Origin of the sequence: Streptosporangium sp. H16, from assembly GCF_051918855.1 — a bacterium.
GTDB lineage: Bacteria > Actinomycetota > Actinomycetes > Streptosporangiales > Streptosporangiaceae > Streptosporangium.
Map to the genome: position 1 here is coordinate 47,830 of NZ_JBPXMD010000012.1, position 17,798 is coordinate 65,627.

The window sequence follows — 17,798 nt, forward strand, 5'->3', positions numbered from 1 at the left end:
AACCGGGCCCCATCCGCGCGGTCCGGTCAGGCCTGGAGCTTCGCGAGGGCGGCGCGGAGGCGCTCGACGGAGCGCTCGCGGCCGAGGACCTCGATCGACTCGAACAGCGGCAGGCCCACGGTCCGGCCGGTGACGGCCACCCGCACGGGGGCCTGGGCCTTGCCGAGCTTGAGACCGTGTTCCAGGCCGACCTCCTCCAGGGCGGTCTTCAGCGAATCGGGGTCCATGTCGACCGTCTCCAGGCGGGCGAGATAGCCGGTGAGGATCTCCACGGCGGAGTTCTTCATCGCCTTGTCCCACGACGCCTGGTCGAAGACGGGCTCGTCCAGGAAGAGGAAGTCGACGTTCGCCGTGATCTCGGACAGGACCGCGATGCGGGTCTGGGCGAGCTCGGCGACCTTGGCGAAGGTCGCGCGGTCCCAGCCGGGCTCCAGCCACGGCTCGCAGCGGGCGGCGAACTCCTCCAGGGGCAGCGCCCGGATGTACTCGCCGTTGAACGCGCGGAGCTTCTTCTCGTCGAAGAACGCCGGGGAGGGGTTGACGTCCTCCAGCTTGAACAGCGGCACCATCTCCGGCCAGGGCATGATCTCCCGGTCGTCGCCGGGCCCCCAGCCGAGCAGCATCAGGTAGTTGACCATCGCCTCGGCCAGGTAGCCCTCCTCACGGTAGGACTCCAGGGCGACCTTGTCGCGGCGCTTGGACAGCTTCTGGCGCTTCTCGTTGACGATCACCGGCACGTGCGCCCAGGTGGGCGGGGCGACGCCGAGCGCCTCCCAGAGCAACTGCTGCTTGGGCGTGTTGGACAGGTGCTCCTCGGCCCGCACCACGTGGCTGATCCGCATCTCGACGTCGTCGACGACGTTGGCCAGCACGAACAGCGGGGAGCCGTCGCCGCGCGCGACGACGAAGTCCTCCATCGCGTTGTTGGGGAACTCGACGGTGCCGCGGACCAGGTCCTGGACCACGGTGACGCCCTCGTCCGGGGTGCGGAAGCGGACCGCGCCCTCGGTCAGGCCCCGGTCGCGGCAGAAGCCGTCGTAGCCCTGGTGCTCGGAGCCGGTGCGCGCCTTCACGTCGTCGCGCGTGCACGTACAGTAGTAGGCCCGGCCCTTGGCGACGAGCCCGGCCACGGCCTCGCGGTGCTGCTTCTCGTACGAAGACTGGAAGTAGGGGCCCTCGAAGGCCGGGCTGTCCTCGTTGACGCCGATCCAGGCGAGCGCCGAGATGATGCCCTCGGTCCATTCCGGCCGGTTGCGCGCGGCGTCGGTGTCCTCGATGCGCAGCACGAACCTTCCGCCGGTCTGCTCGGCCAGGGCCCAGTTGAACAGCGCGGAGCGGGCGCCGCCGACATGGAACATGCCGGTCGGCGAGGGAGCGAAACGAACCCTAATCACGGGAGACCACCCGGTTGCTGAGAGTGCCGATTCCTTCGACGAAAACGCTGACCTCGTCGCCGACGCTGAGCGGGCCGACCCCTTCGGGAGTCCCGGTGAGGATGACGTCACCGGGGATCAGGGTCATGACCGCGCTCACGTGGGCGATCAGCGCGGGGATGTCGTACATGAGCTTGGAGGTGCGCGAGTTCTGCTTGATCTCGCCGTTCACCGTCGTGACGATGCCGACGTCGCTCGGGTCGAGCTCGGTCTGGATCCACGGGCCGAGCGGGCAGAAGGTGTCGAAGCCCTTGGCCCGGGTGAACTGGACGTCCTTCTTCTGCAGGTCCCGCGCCGTGACGTCGTTGGCGCAGGTGTAGCCGAAGATGACCTCGTGCGCCCGCTCGCGGGGCACCTCGCGGCAGAGCCTGCCGATCACCACGGCCAGCTCCCCCTCGTAGTCGACCCGCTGGGAGAGCGTCGTCGGGTAGGCGATGGCCTCACCCGAGCCGATCACCGAGGTCGACGGCTTGAGGAAGACCAGCGGCTCGTCGGGGACCTCGCCACCCATCTCCCGGGCGTGGTCGGCGTAGTTCCTGCCTATCGCGACGACCTTGCTGGGCAGCATGGGCGCGACCAGCCTGACCTGGGAGAGCGAGTATCGCTCGCCGGTGAACTGGATCGGCCCGAACGGGTGACCGGAGATCCCGGAGATGAACTCCTCCCCTGGGCCGCCCTCGACCACCCCGAACCCGACACCTTCTCCTGTGGAGAACCTCGCTATACGCACACGACAAGGCTAGTCGCGCTCAGGGTCCCGCCGGACCGCGCCCGTGGCTCCTCGCTCCGCCGCCCGGAAACCTTGCACCATATGCACCTAAAAATACCTACAAATCCGATTTTATCGATAGTGCCATGTTTGCTCCAAGAAAAGCTATGTCCTGATTTATGTCCATATGAGGGGTATGACCGCCTCAGAGGCATCGGGGAGGCCAGAAGGCCTTCCCAACGGGGGAAGGAACGGACGTGACTGAAGCCAGCACGGTGAACAGGCCCAAGGGCGACGAGGCCACGGTGCCGCGGGCACGCACCGACAGCCCCGGGTCCCAGAGCGGCCTGGTCACCTCCAAGGGGACCACCACCATCGACAGCGGGGTCGTATCGAAGATCGCGGGACTCGCGGCCAGGGAGATCCCCGGCGTGCACAACATGGGCACGGGCACGGCGCGCGCCCTGGGCGCGGTACGCGGCATGGTGGGCGCCGACAAGAGTGCCACCCAGGGGGTCTCGGTCGAGGTGGGCGAGCGGCAGGCCGCCGCCGACCTGGAAGTGGTCGTCGACTACGGGATCGCCATCCCCGACCTGGCCGCCGCCGTACGCCGCAACGTGATCACGGCGGTCGAGCGCATGACCGGGCTCGAGGTCACCGAGGTCAACATCAAGGTCTCCGACGTCCACATGCCCGGCCAGGACAAGGACGGCTCGGAGGATTCGTCCGAGTCGGAGCCCCGCGTCCAGTGAAGGGCCCGGCAGGCGGTGCGGCGGGACCGGGCCGCGAGCCCAGGGACCCGGCCCGCGAGGCCGCGACGCCTCCGACGCCGGCGGATCCCGGCCGCGGGACATCCGCGCCCGAGAGACAGGGAAAGCCCGGCGCCGAGACGACCACGCCCGCGCGCGGATCGGGGGAACCCGCCAGGACCGCCGCTCCGACACCGGCGACGGCCATACCCGCGCACCGGCCGAACGATCCGTCGCGCAGGCCGGCCGCCGTACCCCGGCAGAAGGCCGCGCCGGAGGGTCAGGCCCGCAGACCGGCCGGCCAGAGCCGGGAGGCAGGTCGTGGCCGGGAGGCCGGGGAGACGGCGAGGCCGGCGCGCGAGCCCGGAGCCCCGGCACGGGCGGCGCCGGGTCCCGCACGCGAGACGGCCGTCGTCACCCGCGAACCCGAGGACGCGGTCCTCGGGACGACCGACCTCGCGCACAGGATCGCCGACACCGTACGGCGCTGCCCCGACGTCGTGGACCTGTCGGGCGGGCCGTTCGGGACCGTGGCGAGCTACCTGCCCGGCGAGCGGCTGGCCGGTGTCGCGCTGCGCGAGAACGAGGTGGAGGTCTCGGTCGTCGTCAGGCTGGGGCGCCCGCTACCGGAGATCGCCGACGAAGTGCGAGCGGCGGTCGTCCCGATGGTGGGCGACCGGCCGGTGAACGTCCATATCGGAGGTTTGAGATGAGTAATTTCCCAGTGTGGTCCGTAGTCGGCACGATCGTCGGTGTCCTTCTGGGCTTCGCGGCGGCCTTCGGCGGCCTCGGCGCGTTCCTGCTGGTGCTCGTACTGGGCGCCGTCGGATTCCTCATCGGCCGCTTCGCGGAGACCGGAGAGGTCGACCTGTCCCGGCTGGCGGCGAAACGGCGATGAACACTCCCGTCGAGCACCGTCCCGCGTCCTCCGGGACGGCCGCGGATCCGGATCCCCCTGCCTCTCGGCAGGGGGGCTCCGTCCCCGCGGAAACCGGCGGGCCCGCGCGGCCCGCCGTTCCCGCCCAGCCGTCACGGCAGGCCGTACCGGCCGAACGACGCGGCAGGACCGACATACCCGACCGGGTGGTGTCGCGCATCGCGGCCCGCGCGGCCGGAGAGGTGGCACGGGTACGGGAGGTCGTCGAGCGGAGACCGCTGTTGTCCTGGCGCGGCGGCACCCACGCCACCCTCGACGGTGAGCTCACGACGCTCCGGCTGGACGTGACGGTCGAGTATCCGGCCCCGATCCGCGAGGTGGCCGAGGAGGTCAGAAGCCACGTCACCGAACGGGTCATGGCCCTCACCGGCATGGACGTCGGCCACATCGACGTCCTCGTCACCGACGTGGTCCCCGCCCGTGACGATCACGGCGATCGTGGAATCTCGCGGACCGGGGACGCCGTACCGGCCGGAGGAGGTCGGGCGGAGAACCCGGCGGGCGGCGTCGGCACCCCGGACCGGACCGCGGCGCCCGTCGGCGATCCCGCCGACGACCCCACCGAGGACATCGGCCCGCTACGTGAGGAGCGATGATGGCCAGGCAGGTACCCGACCCGGCGGAGCCGGTCCCCGGAGCGGAACCGACCGGCGAGATGACGACCACACCCCGCGCGGAGACGGCGGAACCGGCCGTACCGCCGGCGTACGGCACGACGGAACCGGCCGTGCCGCCGGCGTACGGCACGACGCAACCGGCCATGCCACCGGCGTACGGCACAACCGAGCCTTCACCGCCGCCGATATACGGCACGGTGGCGAAGGACGCATCCGCGGACCGCGCGGCGATCAGGGCGTTCCGCCCGCGCCGGGTGGTTCCCGCGGTCCTCACGGCCATCCTGATGACCCTGCTCGGCCTCCTCGTCGCGCTGGAGGTCATCTCCGCGCTGCTGGGCCGCCCGCTCCGCCTGGTGCCGTACGACCGGATCCTGTCCTGGGCGACGTCGACGCCGTGGAACGACCCGCGGGTGATGACGGGCGCGGGCCTGGTCGGGTTGCTGGGCCTGCTGCTGGTGCTGCTCGCGCTCATTCCGGGCCGGCCCACGCTGATCCCGGTGAGGACCGGGGACAGGGACCTGGCCATCGGCATGCAGCGGCGGGGCTTCACCCGGTCGCTGGCCCACGCGGCCGAGCAGGTGCGGGGAATCGAGCACGCCCGGGTACGGCTGCGGGGAAAGGCCGTGCACGTCGCGGCCGACAGCGGCATGCGGGACACCCGCGGGCTGGCCGACGCCGTACGGGAGGCCGTGAACCTTCGGATCACCGCGCTCTCCCCCGTCTGGAAGTATCCCGTCCGCGTGCATCTGCGAGAGAAGTGAGCGCCATGGACGACAAGACCGCCCGGGGCAACCGGCTGGGGTTGCTGATCGTGGGACTGACACTGATGATCCTCAGCGCCCTGGCGATCGCACGCGGCGCGGGAGCCTTCCCGCAGGCCGTGGCGCCCGCCGGCAGCCCGCTCGTGGACGGCTCGGTACGCCAGCCGTTCGCCACCTACGACCCGTGGCTGTGGTGGGTGATCGCGGCGGCGGGCATCGTGCTGGCGTTGTTCGGCCTGCGCTGGCTGCTGGCCCAGGGACGTCGCGGCAGGCTGGGCGGCATGCGCCTCGAGGGCGGCCCCGCCGGGGTCACCGAGGTCGACACGGGCAGCGTCACCGACGCGGCGGCCGCCGAGGCGGGCACGCACCCCGCGATCATCAACGCCACCGCCGACATGGTCGGGACGAACGCGCACCCGGCCGTGCGGATGAAGGTGGTGGTCGCCGAGGACGCGCCGATGAGCGCGGTCCGCGAGCAGCTGGGCGGGGTGGTCATCCCGCACATGCGCCAGGCTCTGGAGACCGAGCGCATGCCCGCCGTCGCCCGGGTGAGCCTGGAGGACGCGCCACGCCGCCCGAGGACCGTCGCCTGACCCGCACCACGGAGCGCCGATCATAGAGTGATCAGGAAAACCAACGCTTCGAGGAGACGATGTGCCTTCGGTCGTGAAGATAAACGCGCTGACGGTGTCCGGGGAGATGCGCGAGGAGCTGGAACGCCGCTTCTCCAGCCGGGCGGGGATCGTCGAGTCCGCGGACGGGTTCGAGTGGTTCGAGCTGCTCCGCCCCGTGGACGGCACCGACCGGTACCTGGTCTACACCCGCTGGCGTTCCGAGGAGGACTTCAGGCGCTGGACCGAGAGCCAGGCCTTCCAGCGGGGCCACGCCCAGGCCGCCGCCGAGGCCGGCCAGGGACGGGAACACGCCGACGCCCACAGCGCGGCCCAGGGCCACGGGCACGGCCAGGGGCAGGGCGGCCCGGCCCAGGGGCAGGGGCACGGCCACGGGCAGGGGCCCGCCGCCACCGGGGCCGAGTTGTGGTCCTTTGAGGTCGTCCAGAGCACCGGTCCCGCACCGGGAGCCTGAGCGGCGGCGAGAGCCGGGCTCCCCGCGGGGAGCCCTCAGCGGTCCAGCGGGTTGGCGGCGATGCGCTCGGCGACCCCCGAACGGACGAACTGCCCGGCCAGGCTGTCCGGCTTGCGGGCGGCCTGGTCGACGAAGCACGCGGTGAACTCCGGGCCGATCCCCAGCCGGGGGTGGCGTTCCAGCACCTCGGCGCGGAGCTCCGCCGGGAAGTCCTCCGGCCGCCGCCCGGAGATGTCGAGCCCGGTGGACAGTTCGAGCAGGTACCCCTCGGGGTCCTGTCCGGGGTCGACCTTGTCCCACATGTGGCGTACGACGATCTCCGACGCGCGCACGCGGCGCTCGACGGGCCACCCGGCCCCGGCGGCGAAGACCCACGCGACGTGGCCGCCCGCCTCCTCGAACGGCACGGTGTGGCTGTCGAACTCCTTGACCAGGCCGATGTCGTGCATCATCGACGCGACGTACAGCAGCTCGTCGTCGAAGGCGACGTCGTTCATCGCGCCGTAGGCCGCCGCGAAAAGGTAGGCCCGGACGGAGTGGTTGAGCAGGGCGGGCGAGCAGTAGGCGGTCGCCACCTCCAGCGCCCCTCGGGCGGCCGGTGTGTCGGGGATGACGATGTCGGCGAGTCTCATACCGCCCAGCCTGCCGAAACACGGCGACGTCCGCGAGTGGCAGGAGGGACATCGACCGACAAAATCGCGCCATGGGCGGACGGGCCGGGTGGGGCGGGCGGGTGACCTCTGTGAACCCCGGTGAACCCCGGTGAACGCTGTGAGGAAACTGGGAGACCCGCATCTAGTTGCTAACGATGTTTCAGAAGGGACCATCCCAGCTTGACCGGTTTGGTGGGATCCGGACAGCATGATCCGCCCCCCTCGTTCGGCCCGGAAGGAACTGGCGTGCGCCGCCGCACAAAAGCATTCGCTCTCTGCATCATCCTCCTGACGACCTGCGGCGTCACGGTCGGTACCGCGGAGGCGAGGGAGGCGAAACGCACCGCCGAGTGCCAGGGCGACTGGCTGCCCGCCACGCCGACATCGACGGACATCATGAACGGCGAGGTCGACTTCCTCGACCTCGCCCCGGTGAAGGTCGGCAAGAACGTCGACTGGCGCACCGACCCCTACCGCAACCGCTCGTGGAGCATGGTCTTCCACTCGCTGCGCTGGATGGGCCGTCTCGTCGCCGACTACGAGACGAACGGCAACGAGGCGTACCTGACGCGGGCCGTCGAGATCGCCAAGGACTGGGTGGCCGACAACCCCCGCGGCGGCGCGAAGACCAGCCCGTACGCCTGGCAGGAGCACCCGATCGCGCTGCGCGCCCCCGCGCTGGTCTGCCTCAGCAAGCACGTCGGCGGCTCGTGGCTCTCCGGCAGCCTGGCCGAGCACGCGAAGATGCTCTCCGACCCCAGGCTGTACGAGAAGGGCCACAACCACGGCATCGACCAGGACATCGCGCTGCTCGGCATCGGCTGCCGCTACGGCCGCGACCAGTGGTCCAGCCTCGCGATCAGGCGGCTCACCGAGACCGTGAAGCTCGACGTCGACTCCCAGGGGGTGCTGCGCGAGCAGGCCCCGCGCTACGCGCTCTACGTCCACGACCGCCTGAAGGTCGCGATGGACAACATCAGGGCGTGCGAGCGGAAGGTGCCCGACGACATCTCCCGGCGCTGGGAGTCGCTGGAGGACTTCATCTCCCACTCCACCCAGCCCGACGGGTTCATGGTCCCGATCGGCGACGGCGGCGCGGACGTGCGGCCGGTCGGCTACAGCCACCCGAAGCAGACCGTGCGGGTGTTCGGCGGCGGCTACGTCTACGGGCGCACCGCCTGGGACAAGCCCGAGTCGGCCTTCTACTCCATCCGTTTCGGGCCCGGCATGAAGTACCACGGCCACGAGGACCACCTGGGCGTGACCTACTACGCCCAGGGCCGTGACGTCCTGGTCGACGCCGGCTTCGACTCGTACGAGAACAGCGGCTACCGCAACTGGACGATCTCCCCCGAGGCGCACAACACGTCGATGGTGGCCGGAGCGAGGTTCCGCGGCAAGACCGCCACCGCGCTGAGCAAGTCGTCGATCGGGCAGGACCGGCAGAGCTACCGGCTGACCGACAGGGCCTACGGCGTGCCCAGGACCCGCTCGGTGCTCGTCAACCACCGCCAGGACGTGATGGCCGTGCTGGACACGGTCCCCAAGGGCTCGAAGGTCCGCAACGTCTGGCACTTCTCCCGTGACCTGTCCACCGTCTCCAGCGGTGGCGGCCAGGTCGTGGTGAAGGACAAGGCTGGCTGGAAGGCGACGCTCGCCCAGGTCTCGATGCCGTCCTGCCGGCCGGTCTCCGGGCTGAAGGTGGTCCGCGGCCAGAAGAACCCGTACCAGGGCTGGGTCTCCTCCGCCTACCTGCAGAGACACCCCGCCCCCGCGGTCGTCGCACCCGCCTCGGGCGACTCCGTGCTGACCGTGGTGGTCCCCGGCAGCGGGAAGCCGTCGCTCTCCTGCTCCGGCGGCAAGGTCAGCCTGGAGACCTCCGAGGGCCAGGTGAGCTTCCGCGTCAGCGGCGCCGACCTCTCCTGACGGGCTCGTCCCCCCGGCTCTCGCCGAGGGGCTCTCCGTCCGTCTCCCAGGCGGTGCGCTCCGGCGGGGGGACGGCCGGCGGCCTGGCGATGGGCCGGGGCGGGTGGGTCAGGCGGTGTGGCCCGCGCGCAGGAGACCGTAGGTGACGGCCTGCTCCAGCGCCTGCCAGGAGGCCTCGATGATGTTCTCGTCGACACCGACCGTGGACCACTCCCCAGCCGCGTCGCTGGAGGTGATCAGCACGCGCGTGACGGCGTCGGTGCCGTGCGTGCCCTCCAGGATGCGCACCTTGAAGTCGATCAGCTCGACCCCCGCCAGCTCGGGGTAGAGCCGCTCCAGCCCCAGCCGTACGGCCCGGTCGAGGGCGTTGACCGGGCCGTTGCCCTCGCCGGTGGCGACGATCCGCTCCCCCTTGGCGTGCAGCTTCACGGTGGCCTCGCTGACGACCTCGCCACCCCGTGCCCGCTCGACGATCACCCTCCAGGACTCGACCTGGAAGTGGCGCCTGCGCTCGCCCGCGACGGTGTCGCGCAGCAGCAGCTCGAAGGAGGCGTCGGCGGCCTCGAAGGTGTAGCCCTTCGACTCCATCTCCTTGACCCGGTTCACCAGCTCCCGCGAGGTGTCGGAGGCCAGCTCGTAGCCCAGCTCGCGGCCCTTGAGCTCCACCGAGGCGCGTCCGGCCATGTCGGAGACGAGCATGCGCATGTCGTTGCCGACCTCGGCGGGGTCGATGTGCTGGTAGAGGTTGGGGTCGACCTTGATCGCGCTGGCGTGCAGCCCCGCCTTGTGGGCGAAGGCGGAGACGCCCACGTAGGGGGCGTGGGAGTTGGGGGTGACGTTGGTGACCTCGGTGATCGCGTGGGCGATCCTGGTCATGTCGGCCAGCGCCTCCCGCGGCACGAGATCGAACCCCCGCTTGAGCTGCAGGTTGGCCACCACGGTGAACAGGTTCGCGTTACCCGAGCGCTCACCGTAGCCGTTGGCGCAGCCCTGCACGTGGGTGGCGCCGGCCTTCACCGCGGCCAGGGAGTTGGCGACCGCGCAGCCGGTGTCGTCGTGGCAGTGGATGCCGATCCTGGCCGACGTCCCGACCGCCGCGTGCACGACCTCGGCCAGCTCGTCGGGGAGCATGCCCCCGTTGGTGTCGCACAGCGCGATGACCGAGGCTCCCGCCTCGGCGGCGGTGCGCAGCACCTCCAGCGCGTAGTCCGGGTTGGACTTGTAGCCGTCGAAGAAGTGCTCGGCGTCGAGGAAGACCCTCTGTCCCTCCGCACGAAGGTGGGAGACCGTGTCGCGGATCATCGCGAGGTTCTCCTGGAGGGTCGTGCGAAGGGCCAGCTCCACGTGCCGGTCGTGACTCTTGGCGACAAGGGTCACGACCGGCGCGCCGGATTCGCGCAGCGCGGCCACCAACGGGTCGTCGGCCGCCTTCACACCTGCCCGGCGGGTCGCGCCGAACGCGGCGAGCTGCGCGTGCTTCAGGTCGAGCTCTGTTTGGGCGCGCCTGAAGAATTCCGTGTCCTTGGGGTTGGCGCCGGGCCAGCCTCCCTCGATGAAGCCGACGCCCAGGCCGTCCAGGTGACGCGCGATGGCCAGCTTGTCGGCCACCGTGAGGTTGAGCCCCTCCTGCTGGGCACCGTCACGGAGAGTCGTGTCGTACACGTGGAAGCGATCGTCGGCCATGTCGTTCTCCTTCGCGGGTTCGATGATTCGCCGCGCGCTCATCCGGCTTCTGGAAACAAAAATGACCCCTCACGGACGTGAGAGGTCTGCGCGCCGGCGGTGTCCCTTTTCAGCCAGCGCGCCTGCCGATAATGAGCAGACCGTAGAACATGATGCTTCGGAGTCTGCCATACGCCGACACCATCTGACACATCGATCTCAGGATCCGAGACCTGCGGCGTGTCCGCGCGACCCGGGCACAGGCCGGGCGGGACCCCGGGCACCGGCGCACGCCCGGGCCGGAACGGGCCGGACAGGGCCCGGACACGACCTCGAATCACCCTCCGCCGCCGTCCGGCACCGGCGAGAATGGGCCCCATGAAGGCGACTTATCTCGACCCCACCGTGGGGCAGTATCTGCTCGCGCACACCACCCAGCCCGACGACGTCCTCGACGCGCTCGCGCTCGAGACCCGCGAGCTGACCGGCAACAACGCGTCGATGCAGATCTCCCCCGACCAGGGGCGCTTCCTCACCATGATCGCCCAGCTCGGCGGCGCCAGGAACGCGGTGGAGGTGGGCACCTTCACCGGCTACTCCTCCATCTGCCTGGCCCGCGGGCTCGCCCCGGGCGGCGGGCTCACCTGCTTCGACGTGAGCGAGGAGTGGACGGCGATCGCCCGGAGTTACTGGGACAAGGCACGGGTCGCCGACCGCATCGAGCTGAGGATCGGCCCCGCGGCCGAGCGGCTGCGCGAGCTTCCCGAACACCCGGCCGTCGATCTGGCGTTCATCGACGCCGACAAGATCAACTATCCCGTCTACTACGAGATCCTCATGTCACGCCTGGCCCCCGGCGGGGTGATCCTCGTCGACAACACCCTGTGGAGCGGCCACGTCGCCGATCCCAGCAGGGACGACGAGACCGTCAGGCACATCCGCGAGTTCAACGACATGGTCAGCGCCGACGAGCGGGTCACCTCGATCATGCTCCCCATCGCCGACGGCCTCACCATGATTCGAAAGCACTGACGATAACTTTCCCGGATCGCGGGCGCGCGGAAATCTTTTCGATTACTTTAAGTGATGTGACCAACACGTTGCGCCCACCCGCCTGGAGGGAAGGATGACCGCATGGGAATGCTCACGGAGAGATCGATCGCCTACCAGATCACAGACCAGGAAGAGCTCGAACGGCTCTATCTGGAACTCGCCGAACGATTCGAGAAGCATCGAATCGAGATCGTCAACGGTCGGATCGTGGTGAGGGAGATGCCCACGATCGCCCATGCCGATGTCGTTTACCACCTGATGGCACAGCTCATACCATTCTCGATGGAGAGAGGATGGCGCGTCTACCCGGAAGCCAAGCTCCTCCTGCAGATACAAGCGGATCGCTTCGAGCCCGACCTCATCGTCGTTCCGCCAAATCCGCCCCTCTGGGATCCCAGCCACGTGTACGCCAACGCCACGCTGCTGGTCGCCGAGGTCGTCTCCCCGAGCAGCGTTCACGATGACCATGTGGTCAAGCCCCGGGCCTGCGCGCTCGCGGGAGTTCCGCTCTACCTGGTCATCGACACCTTTGCGAACCGGTTCAGGTTGCTCAGCCGACCGGGTCCGGAGGGTTATGCCGACGAGATCACCGAGTCGCTGGGCAAGCCCCTTGAGCTCCCCGCGCCCTGGGACCTCACGATCGACACCGGCAAGCTGATCGAGGGATAGATCCGCCAGGCAGGAGGCCGGGCCTCCACCGCACGGGACCGGCCGCCCTTTCGGCCGACCGGTCCCCGCGGATCTCCTTCGTGCGGGACTAGCAGATCTTGTGGACCCAGCTGTGCGGGTCGGGACGGGATCCGTACTGGATGCCCACGAGTTCCTCGCGGATCTTCGAGGTGACGGGCCCCTGGGTGCCGTCACCGATCGTCCAGGCGCGGTCGGCGCCCTTGACCGAGCCGACCGGGGTGACCACCGCGGCGGTGCCGCAGGCGAAGACCTCGGTGAGCTCGCCCGTCTCGCAGCCCCGCTGCCACTCCTCGACCGACAGGCGCCCCTCCTCGGACTGGAGGCCGAGGCCGGAGGCGAGGGAGAGGATCGAGTCGCGGGTGATTCCGGGCAGGAGCGTGCCGGTGAGCGCCGGGGTCAGCAGACGGTCGCCGTAGACGAAGAACAGGTTCATCCCGCCCATCTCCTCGACGTAGCGGTGCTCGCCCGCGTCGAGCCAGACCACCTGGTCGCAGCCCTGCTCGACGGCCTGGCGCTGGGCGACGAAGGCCGCCGCGTAGTTTCCGCCGCACTTGGCGAAGCCGGTCCCGCCGGGGGCCGCGCGGGTGTACTCGGTGGAGAGCCAGACCGTAACGGTCTTGCCCCCGCCGAAGTAGGCCGCCGCAGGGGAGGCGATGACCATGTACTTGTAGGTCCTGGACGGGTAGTTGACTCCGAGCGCCGGCTGCGTCGCGATCATGAAGGGGCGCAGGTAGAGGCTGTGTCCCGGCGTGGTCGGCACCCACTCGCGGTCGGTCTGGACGAGCAGTTCCAGCGACTCGACGAACGTCTCCTCGGGCAGTTCGGGCATGGCCATCCGCGCCGCGGAGGTGTTGAAGCGAGCGGCGTTCGCCTCGGGCCGGAAGGTCACGATCGTGCCGTTCTCCTGGCGGTAGGCCTTGAGCCCCTCGAAAAGCTCCTGCGCGTAGTGGAAGACCGACGTCGCGGGGTCGAGGCTGAGCGGGCCGTACGGCATGAGCCTGGCGTCGTGCCAGCCCCGCCCCTCGGTGTAGTCGATCGAGATCATGTGGTCGGTGAAGACCTGACCGAACCCGGGGCTCGCCATTACCTGCTCGCGCTCTGCCGCGGTGCGAGCGTGGTCGGAGAGCTGCACGTCGAAGCTGAGCTTCTGAGCGGTGGTCATCGCACGGATCCTTCTCTTGGTGTCTGGCTTACCCTTGGGTCCATTCTGCGTCGGACCGGGTAACGGGAAACTACTCCATCCATGCCGAAAACCGGCAGTGCTGGAGAAACAAAAACGCACCTGGCGGCTCGGGTGAGCCGCCAGGCGCGTCGGGGTCGAGGAGGGCGGCTTCCTCAGCCGGCTACTCGGGCGGTGATGTCGTCGCCGATCTCGTGGGTGGCCCGGCCGGCCCGGCCGCCCGGCCGCCCGGCCAGGTCGTCGGCGACGGCCCGCTCGACCCTGGCGGCCTCGGCGGCCATGCCCAGGTGGTCGAGGAGCATGGCGACCGACAGGATCGTGGCGGTCGGGTCGGCCTTGCCCTGGCCCGCGATGTCGGGGGCGCTGCCGTGGACCGGCTCGAACATGCTCGGCGCGGTGCGGTCGGGGTTGACGTTGCCGCTGGCCGCCAGGCCGATGCCACCGGCGATCGCCGCGCCGATGTCGGTGAGGATGTCGCCGAAGAGGTTGTCGGTGACGATCACGTCGAAGCGCTCCGGCTGGCTGACGAAGAACATCGAGGCCGCGTCGACGTGGCAGTAGTCGGTCCGGACGTCGGGATACTCCAGGCCGACGCGGTCGAAGGTGCGGGCCCAGAGGTCGCCGGCGTAGGTGAGCACGTTGGTCTTGTGGACCAGCGTCAGCTTCCTGCGGGGGCGGCCCAGCGCCTTGTCGAAGGCGTAGCGCACGACGCGCTCGACGCCGTGGGCGGTGTTCAGCGACTCCTGGGTGGCGATCTCGTGCGGCGTGCCCCGGCGCATGACGCCGCCCGCACCGGCGTACGGGCCCTCGGTGCCCTCGCGGACGACGACCATGTCGATGTCCTCGGGACGGGCCTTGCCCAGCGGCGTCTCGACGCCGGGGAAGAGCTTGACCGGGCGGAGGTTCACGTAGTGGTCGAGCTGGAAGCGGAGCTTGAGCAGCAGGTCGCGCTCCAGGACGCCCGGGGGCACGCTGGGGTCGCCGACCGCGCCGAGCAGGATCGCGTCGTATCCGCGCAGTTCGTCGAGGACCGGGTCGGGCAGGGTCTCGCCGGTCTCGTGGTAGCGCTTGGCCCCGAGGTCGTAGGTGGTGGTCTCCACCTTCGTGCCGACCGCTTCGAGGACCTTCAGACCCTCGGTGACGACCTCGACTCCGATTCCGTCCCCGGGGATGACCGCCAGGCGAATGTTACGCGAATCCATGCAGGCACCTTACCGGTCCGTCTCGGTGATCGAACACCGGTCTCATCCTCCGGACACACTCGTCCGGCGGGACCCCTGATCGTTTTGTCCGCCTTTGCTTGGTATTGACCGTTTCGTGAGGTTTCGTTATGGTCCTCCCATTCACGTCAATGCCTAATCCGTACGGGCCATCCCCTTACCGGGCCCGCACGGAGCCGGGGAACCACTCTTTACGGGATCTACCGGACCCCGGGCACCCCGCTCCTCCCCCGGAGCGCGTTCCCGGCCGTCATCAGGTGGATTCCTTGGGGCGAATCAGCGCGTTCTCGCGCCGTAGGGCGGCCTCCACGCCCGAGCCCGACAGCTCACCCGGCCGGCCTTATGGAAGGAATCATCCTGTCCGGCACAGTTCTCCCCCGTGTCCTGTCCATCTCCGCCTCCATGATCGTCGCCGGCGCCGCGGTGTGCGCGACCTCGACCGCCGCCCTGGCCGCCTCCCCGCCCCCCGCCCCCGGGCCCGCCGCGCTCAACACCCCCGCGCTGAAGGACGCGCTGAAGGCCACGGCCGTCAAGCCCGCCTGGCAGAAAGCCGTGAAGTGGGCCATGTCCAAGCGCGGAACGCCCTACGTCTGGGGCGGCACCGGCCACGGCGGCTTCGACTGCTCAGGCCTGGTGCTCCGCGCCTACGGCGCAGCCGGGATCAAGCTCCCCCGCGTCACCAACGACCAGTACGCCGCCTTCTCCAAGAAGATCACCTGGGAGAATCTCAAGCCTGGTGACCTGGCCTTCTTCAGCGGCCTCGGCCACGTCGGCATGATCACAAAGCCCGGCTACATGGTTCACGCCCCGCGGACCGGCGACGTGGTCAAGGAGGAGAAACTCGACTCCTGGCGCCGCGAATCCTTCGTCGGCGCGGTGCGTCCCGACCCGCAGGGGGTTCAGCTGGCCAAGCGGGTCGAGCTCGCGACCGAAGCCGTGACCGGCGGATGAGACACGCCGGCGGATCACCGCCGGGAGGCCGTGGAGACCCCGGCGGCGGAGAGAACGGGTTCAGCGGGTGGGAGCACCGCCGTTGTCCCTGCGGTCCAGAGCGGTCTGGAGCGCGTCGACGGCCTCGTCCTCGGTCTCCTCGGGACGGTTCCAGGGATACATGTCGTACATGGCGAATCTCGTCTCGGTCGCATACCGGCAAGGAAGGTGGTCGAGACTCCGGTCGGGACTCCGACCAGGCCTGATGTCGCGGGTCCGGATCACGGACCGGCGGCGGGGGCTTGGAGCCGGCACGCGCCACGACACCGCGGCGAGTCGCCGGCCCGCCCCTGTCAGGCCTCGCCGCGGCAGGTAGGAATTACGAGAACCTGGCGCATTTGACTCCAGGTTACCCGGCCGCGGGAAAACCGTCTCGCCCGGCGTACACACTTCTCACATGCTGAGACGAGATGTGGCCGCCGCCCCGGTCTCCGGGGCGGCGGCCACATCGGCGGTACGGCTAGTCGGCCAGGTCGACCGAGCGGCCGCTGTCGGCGCCGATCTCCGAGCCGATCTGGTCGATCACCTCGGCCGGGATGGCGGTGTCGACGGTGAGCGCGATGAGCGCCTTGCCGCCCTTGGCGTCACGGGCCACCTGCATCGAGGCGATGTTGATCGAGTGGTCGCCGAGGATGCGGCCGACCACGCCGACGATGCCGGGGCGGTCGGTGTAGGTGAAGAACGACAGGTGGTCGGTCGGCTCGATCTCCATCTGGTAGCCGTTGACCTCGACGATCTTCGTGATCTGCCTCGGCCCGGACAGGGTGCCGGAGACCGAGACCGCGCGGCCGTCGGCCAGGACGCCCCGGACCGTCACGACGTTGCGCCAGTCGGGGCTGTCGGAGCTGGTGATCAGCTCGACCGACACGCCGCGGTCCTTGGCCAGCAGCGGGGCGTTGACATAGGTGACCGAGTCCTCGACCACGTCGGTGAAGACGCCCTTGAGCGCGGCCAGCTCCAGTACGCGGACGTCGTGGGAGGCGATCTCACCGCGCACCTCGACGTCGAGCTTGGTGGCGACCTCGCCCGCGAGGGCGGTGAACACCCGGCCGAGCTTCTCGGCCAGCGGCAGGCCCGGCTTGACGTCCTCGGCGACGGCGCCGCCCTGGACGTTGACCGCGTCCGGCACGAACTCCCCGGCGAGCGCGAGCTTCACGCTGCGCGCGACCTGGGTGCCGGCCTTCTCCTGGGCCTCGTGGGTGGAGGCGCCCAGGTGCGGGGTGACGACGACCTGGTCGAGCTCGAAGAGCGGGCTGTCGGTGACCGGCTCCTTCGGGAACACGTCGATGCCGGCGCCGGCGACGCGGCCCTCCTTGATCGCGGAGTAGAGGGCGTTCTCGTCGATGATGCCGCCGCGGGCGACGTTGATGAGGCGGACGTTCGGCTTGACCGTGTGGAGCTCCCTGTCACCGATGAGACCGATGGTCTCCTTGGACTTGGGCAGGTGCACGGTGATGAAGTCGGCCTCGCTCAGCGCCTCCTCCAGCGAGACCAGCCGGACGCCCATCTGCGCGGCGCGGGCCGGCTGCAGGTAGGGGTCGTAGGCGATCAGCTCGACGCCGAACGGCTGGAGGCGCTGCGCGACCAGCTGGCCGATCTTGCCGAGGCCGAGGATCGCGACGACCTTCTCGTCGAGCTCCACGCCGGTGTACTTCGAGCGCTTCCACTCGCCGCCCTTGAGCGCGGAGTGCGCCTGGGCGACGTTGCGGGCGGAGGCGAGGATGAGGGCGACGGTGTGCTCGGCGGCACTGGTGATGTTGGAGGTGGGCGCGTTGACGACCATGACTCCGGCCTTGGTGGCGGCCTCCACATCGACGTTGTCCAGGCCGACGCCGGCGCGGGCGACGACACGGAGCCTGGGAGCGTTGGCGATCGCCTCGGCGTCGACCTGCGTGGCGCTGCGCACGATGAGCGCGTCCACGTCGGCGAGGGCGGGCAGGAACTGGGCACGGTCGGCGCCGTCGGTGTGGCGGACTTCGAAGTCCGCGCCCAGAACCGCGAGACCGGCCTCGGAAAGTTCCTCAGCGACCAGTACGACAGGCTTGTTCACAGGCTGGATCCTTACTAGGCGGTGAGGGGTGCACGGACCTCACGTAGTCTATCGGCGCTTGTGAACGCGTTCACGAGTGTCC

General features: G+C 69.9%; 18 protein-coding genes and 1 riboswitch. Of the genes, 11 read left to right on the forward strand and 7 right to left on the reverse strand.

Going from position 1 to position 17,798, the window contains the following annotated elements; translation table 11 throughout:
- Positions 1–26: 26 nt before the first annotated feature.
- Together gltX and ACTOQ2_RS21245 are read right to left on the reverse strand one after the other, a co-directional pair.
- The gene (gene gltX / locus ACTOQ2_RS21240; protein WP_440101807.1) at positions 27–1,358 is read right to left on the reverse strand and encodes a glutamate--tRNA ligase; all 1,332 of its coding nucleotides are present in this window, start codon (positions 1,356–1,358) and stop codon (positions 27–29) included.
- Positions 1,359–1,386: 28 nt separating this feature from the next.
- Entirely contained in the window at positions 1,387–2,163 is a 777-nt protein-coding gene (locus tag ACTOQ2_RS21245) for a fumarylacetoacetate hydrolase family protein (RefSeq protein WP_440101583.1), read from the reverse strand.
- A gap of 236 nt (positions 2,164–2,399) precedes the next feature.
- Here ACTOQ2_RS21245 and ACTOQ2_RS21250 point away from each other — a divergent pair, with 236 nt between their 5' ends.
- From ACTOQ2_RS21250 to ACTOQ2_RS21280, 7 genes are all read left to right on the forward strand, one after another.
- Complete coding sequence (locus ACTOQ2_RS21250) at positions 2,400–2,894, forward strand: Asp23/Gls24 family envelope stress response protein (RefSeq protein WP_440069070.1); 495 nt, start codon at positions 2,400–2,402, stop codon at positions 2,892–2,894.
- Complete coding sequence (locus ACTOQ2_RS21255; protein WP_440101585.1) at positions 2,891–3,604, forward strand: hypothetical protein; 714 nt, start codon at positions 2,891–2,893, stop codon at positions 3,602–3,604. The genes ACTOQ2_RS21250 and ACTOQ2_RS21255 overlap by 4 nt, the downstream gene beginning before the upstream one ends.
- On the forward strand, positions 3,601–3,789 hold the full coding sequence (locus ACTOQ2_RS21260; RefSeq protein WP_440069358.1) for a hypothetical protein: 189 nt from the start codon (positions 3,601–3,603) through the stop codon (positions 3,787–3,789). The genes ACTOQ2_RS21255 and ACTOQ2_RS21260 overlap by 4 nt, the downstream gene beginning before the upstream one ends.
- Complete coding sequence (locus ACTOQ2_RS21265; protein ID WP_440101587.1) at positions 3,786–4,424, forward strand: Asp23/Gls24 family envelope stress response protein; 639 nt, start codon at positions 3,786–3,788, stop codon at positions 4,422–4,424. The genes ACTOQ2_RS21260 and ACTOQ2_RS21265 overlap by 4 nt, the downstream gene beginning before the upstream one ends.
- Entirely contained in the window at positions 4,424–5,206 is a 783-nt protein-coding gene (locus ACTOQ2_RS21270) for a DUF6286 domain-containing protein (RefSeq protein WP_440101589.1), read from the forward strand. Before ACTOQ2_RS21265 ends, ACTOQ2_RS21270 begins: the two co-directional genes overlap by 1 nt.
- Positions 5,207–5,211: 5 nt before the next feature.
- The gene (locus ACTOQ2_RS21275; protein ID WP_440069077.1) at positions 5,212–5,799 is read left to right on the forward strand and encodes a hypothetical protein; all 588 of its coding nucleotides are present in this window, start codon (positions 5,212–5,214) and stop codon (positions 5,797–5,799) included.
- Positions 5,800–5,860: 61 nt separating this feature from the next.
- Positions 5,861–6,292: an antibiotic biosynthesis monooxygenase family protein gene (locus tag ACTOQ2_RS21280; RefSeq protein ID WP_440101591.1), complete on the forward strand. Its 432-nt coding sequence runs from the start codon at positions 5,861–5,863 to the stop codon at positions 6,290–6,292.
- Between the two features lie 35 nt (positions 6,293–6,327).
- Here the strand turns inward: ACTOQ2_RS21280 and ACTOQ2_RS21285 are convergent, their stop codons facing one another.
- On the reverse strand, positions 6,328–6,924 hold the full coding sequence (locus ACTOQ2_RS21285) for an HD domain-containing protein (RefSeq protein ID WP_440069079.1): 597 nt from the start codon (positions 6,922–6,924) through the stop codon (positions 6,328–6,330).
- Positions 6,925–7,191: 267 nt separating this feature from the next.
- Here ACTOQ2_RS21285 and ACTOQ2_RS21290 point away from each other — a divergent pair, with 267 nt between their 5' ends.
- Positions 7,192–8,871 carry a heparinase II/III family protein gene (locus tag ACTOQ2_RS21290; RefSeq protein ID WP_440101593.1) on the forward strand — a complete coding sequence of 560 codons (1,680 nt, stop codon included), beginning with the start codon at positions 7,192–7,194 and terminating at the stop codon, positions 8,869–8,871.
- Positions 8,872–8,979: 108 nt separating this feature from the next.
- Here the strand turns inward: ACTOQ2_RS21290 and cimA are convergent, their stop codons facing one another.
- Positions 8,980–10,554, reverse strand: coding sequence for a citramalate synthase (gene cimA, locus ACTOQ2_RS21295; protein ID WP_440084585.1), 1,575 nt, complete (start codon positions 10,552–10,554; stop codon positions 8,980–8,982).
- A 357-nt stretch (positions 10,555–10,911) separates the two neighbouring features.
- Between cimA and ACTOQ2_RS21300 the strand changes: the two genes are divergently transcribed.
- Both ACTOQ2_RS21300 and ACTOQ2_RS21305 read left to right on the forward strand, forming a co-directional pair.
- A complete protein-coding gene (locus ACTOQ2_RS21300) occupies positions 10,912–11,565 on the forward strand; it encodes an O-methyltransferase (protein WP_440101595.1) in 654 nt (217 codons plus the stop codon).
- A 102-nt stretch (positions 11,566–11,667) separates the two neighbouring features.
- Positions 11,668–12,255 (forward strand): Uma2 family endonuclease, encoded by a 588-nt coding sequence (locus ACTOQ2_RS21305; protein ID WP_440101597.1) that lies wholly within the window; start codon positions 11,668–11,670, stop codon positions 12,253–12,255.
- A gap of 88 nt (positions 12,256–12,343) precedes the next feature.
- Here ACTOQ2_RS21305 and ACTOQ2_RS21310 read toward each other — a convergent pair whose 3' ends face one another.
- Positions 12,344–13,438, reverse strand: a complete 1,095-nt coding sequence (locus ACTOQ2_RS21310) for a branched-chain amino acid aminotransferase (RefSeq protein ID WP_440101599.1) — start codon at positions 13,436–13,438, stop codon at positions 12,344–12,346.
- 173 nt (positions 13,439–13,611) lie between these two features.
- Positions 13,612–14,658: a 3-isopropylmalate dehydrogenase gene (locus tag ACTOQ2_RS21315; RefSeq protein ID WP_440101601.1), complete on the reverse strand. Its 1,047-nt coding sequence runs from the start codon at positions 14,656–14,658 to the stop codon at positions 13,612–13,614.
- Positions 14,659–14,798: 140 nt separating this feature from the next.
- Positions 14,799–15,031, forward strand: a riboswitch (cyclic di-AMP (ydaO/yuaA leader).
- Between ACTOQ2_RS21315 and ACTOQ2_RS21320 the strand changes: the two genes are divergently transcribed.
- Positions 15,019–15,627, forward strand: a complete 609-nt coding sequence (locus ACTOQ2_RS21320; protein WP_440101603.1) for a C40 family peptidase — start codon at positions 15,019–15,021, stop codon at positions 15,625–15,627. Its footprint overlaps the riboswitch before it by 13 nt.
- A 499-nt stretch (positions 15,628–16,126) precedes the next feature.
- Here ACTOQ2_RS21320 and serA read toward each other — a convergent pair whose 3' ends face one another.
- Positions 16,127–17,716 carry a phosphoglycerate dehydrogenase gene (gene serA / locus ACTOQ2_RS21325; RefSeq protein WP_362693732.1) on the reverse strand — a complete coding sequence of 530 codons (1,590 nt, stop codon included), beginning with the start codon at positions 17,714–17,716 and terminating at the stop codon, positions 16,127–16,129.
- Positions 17,717–17,798 lie beyond the last annotated feature (82 nt).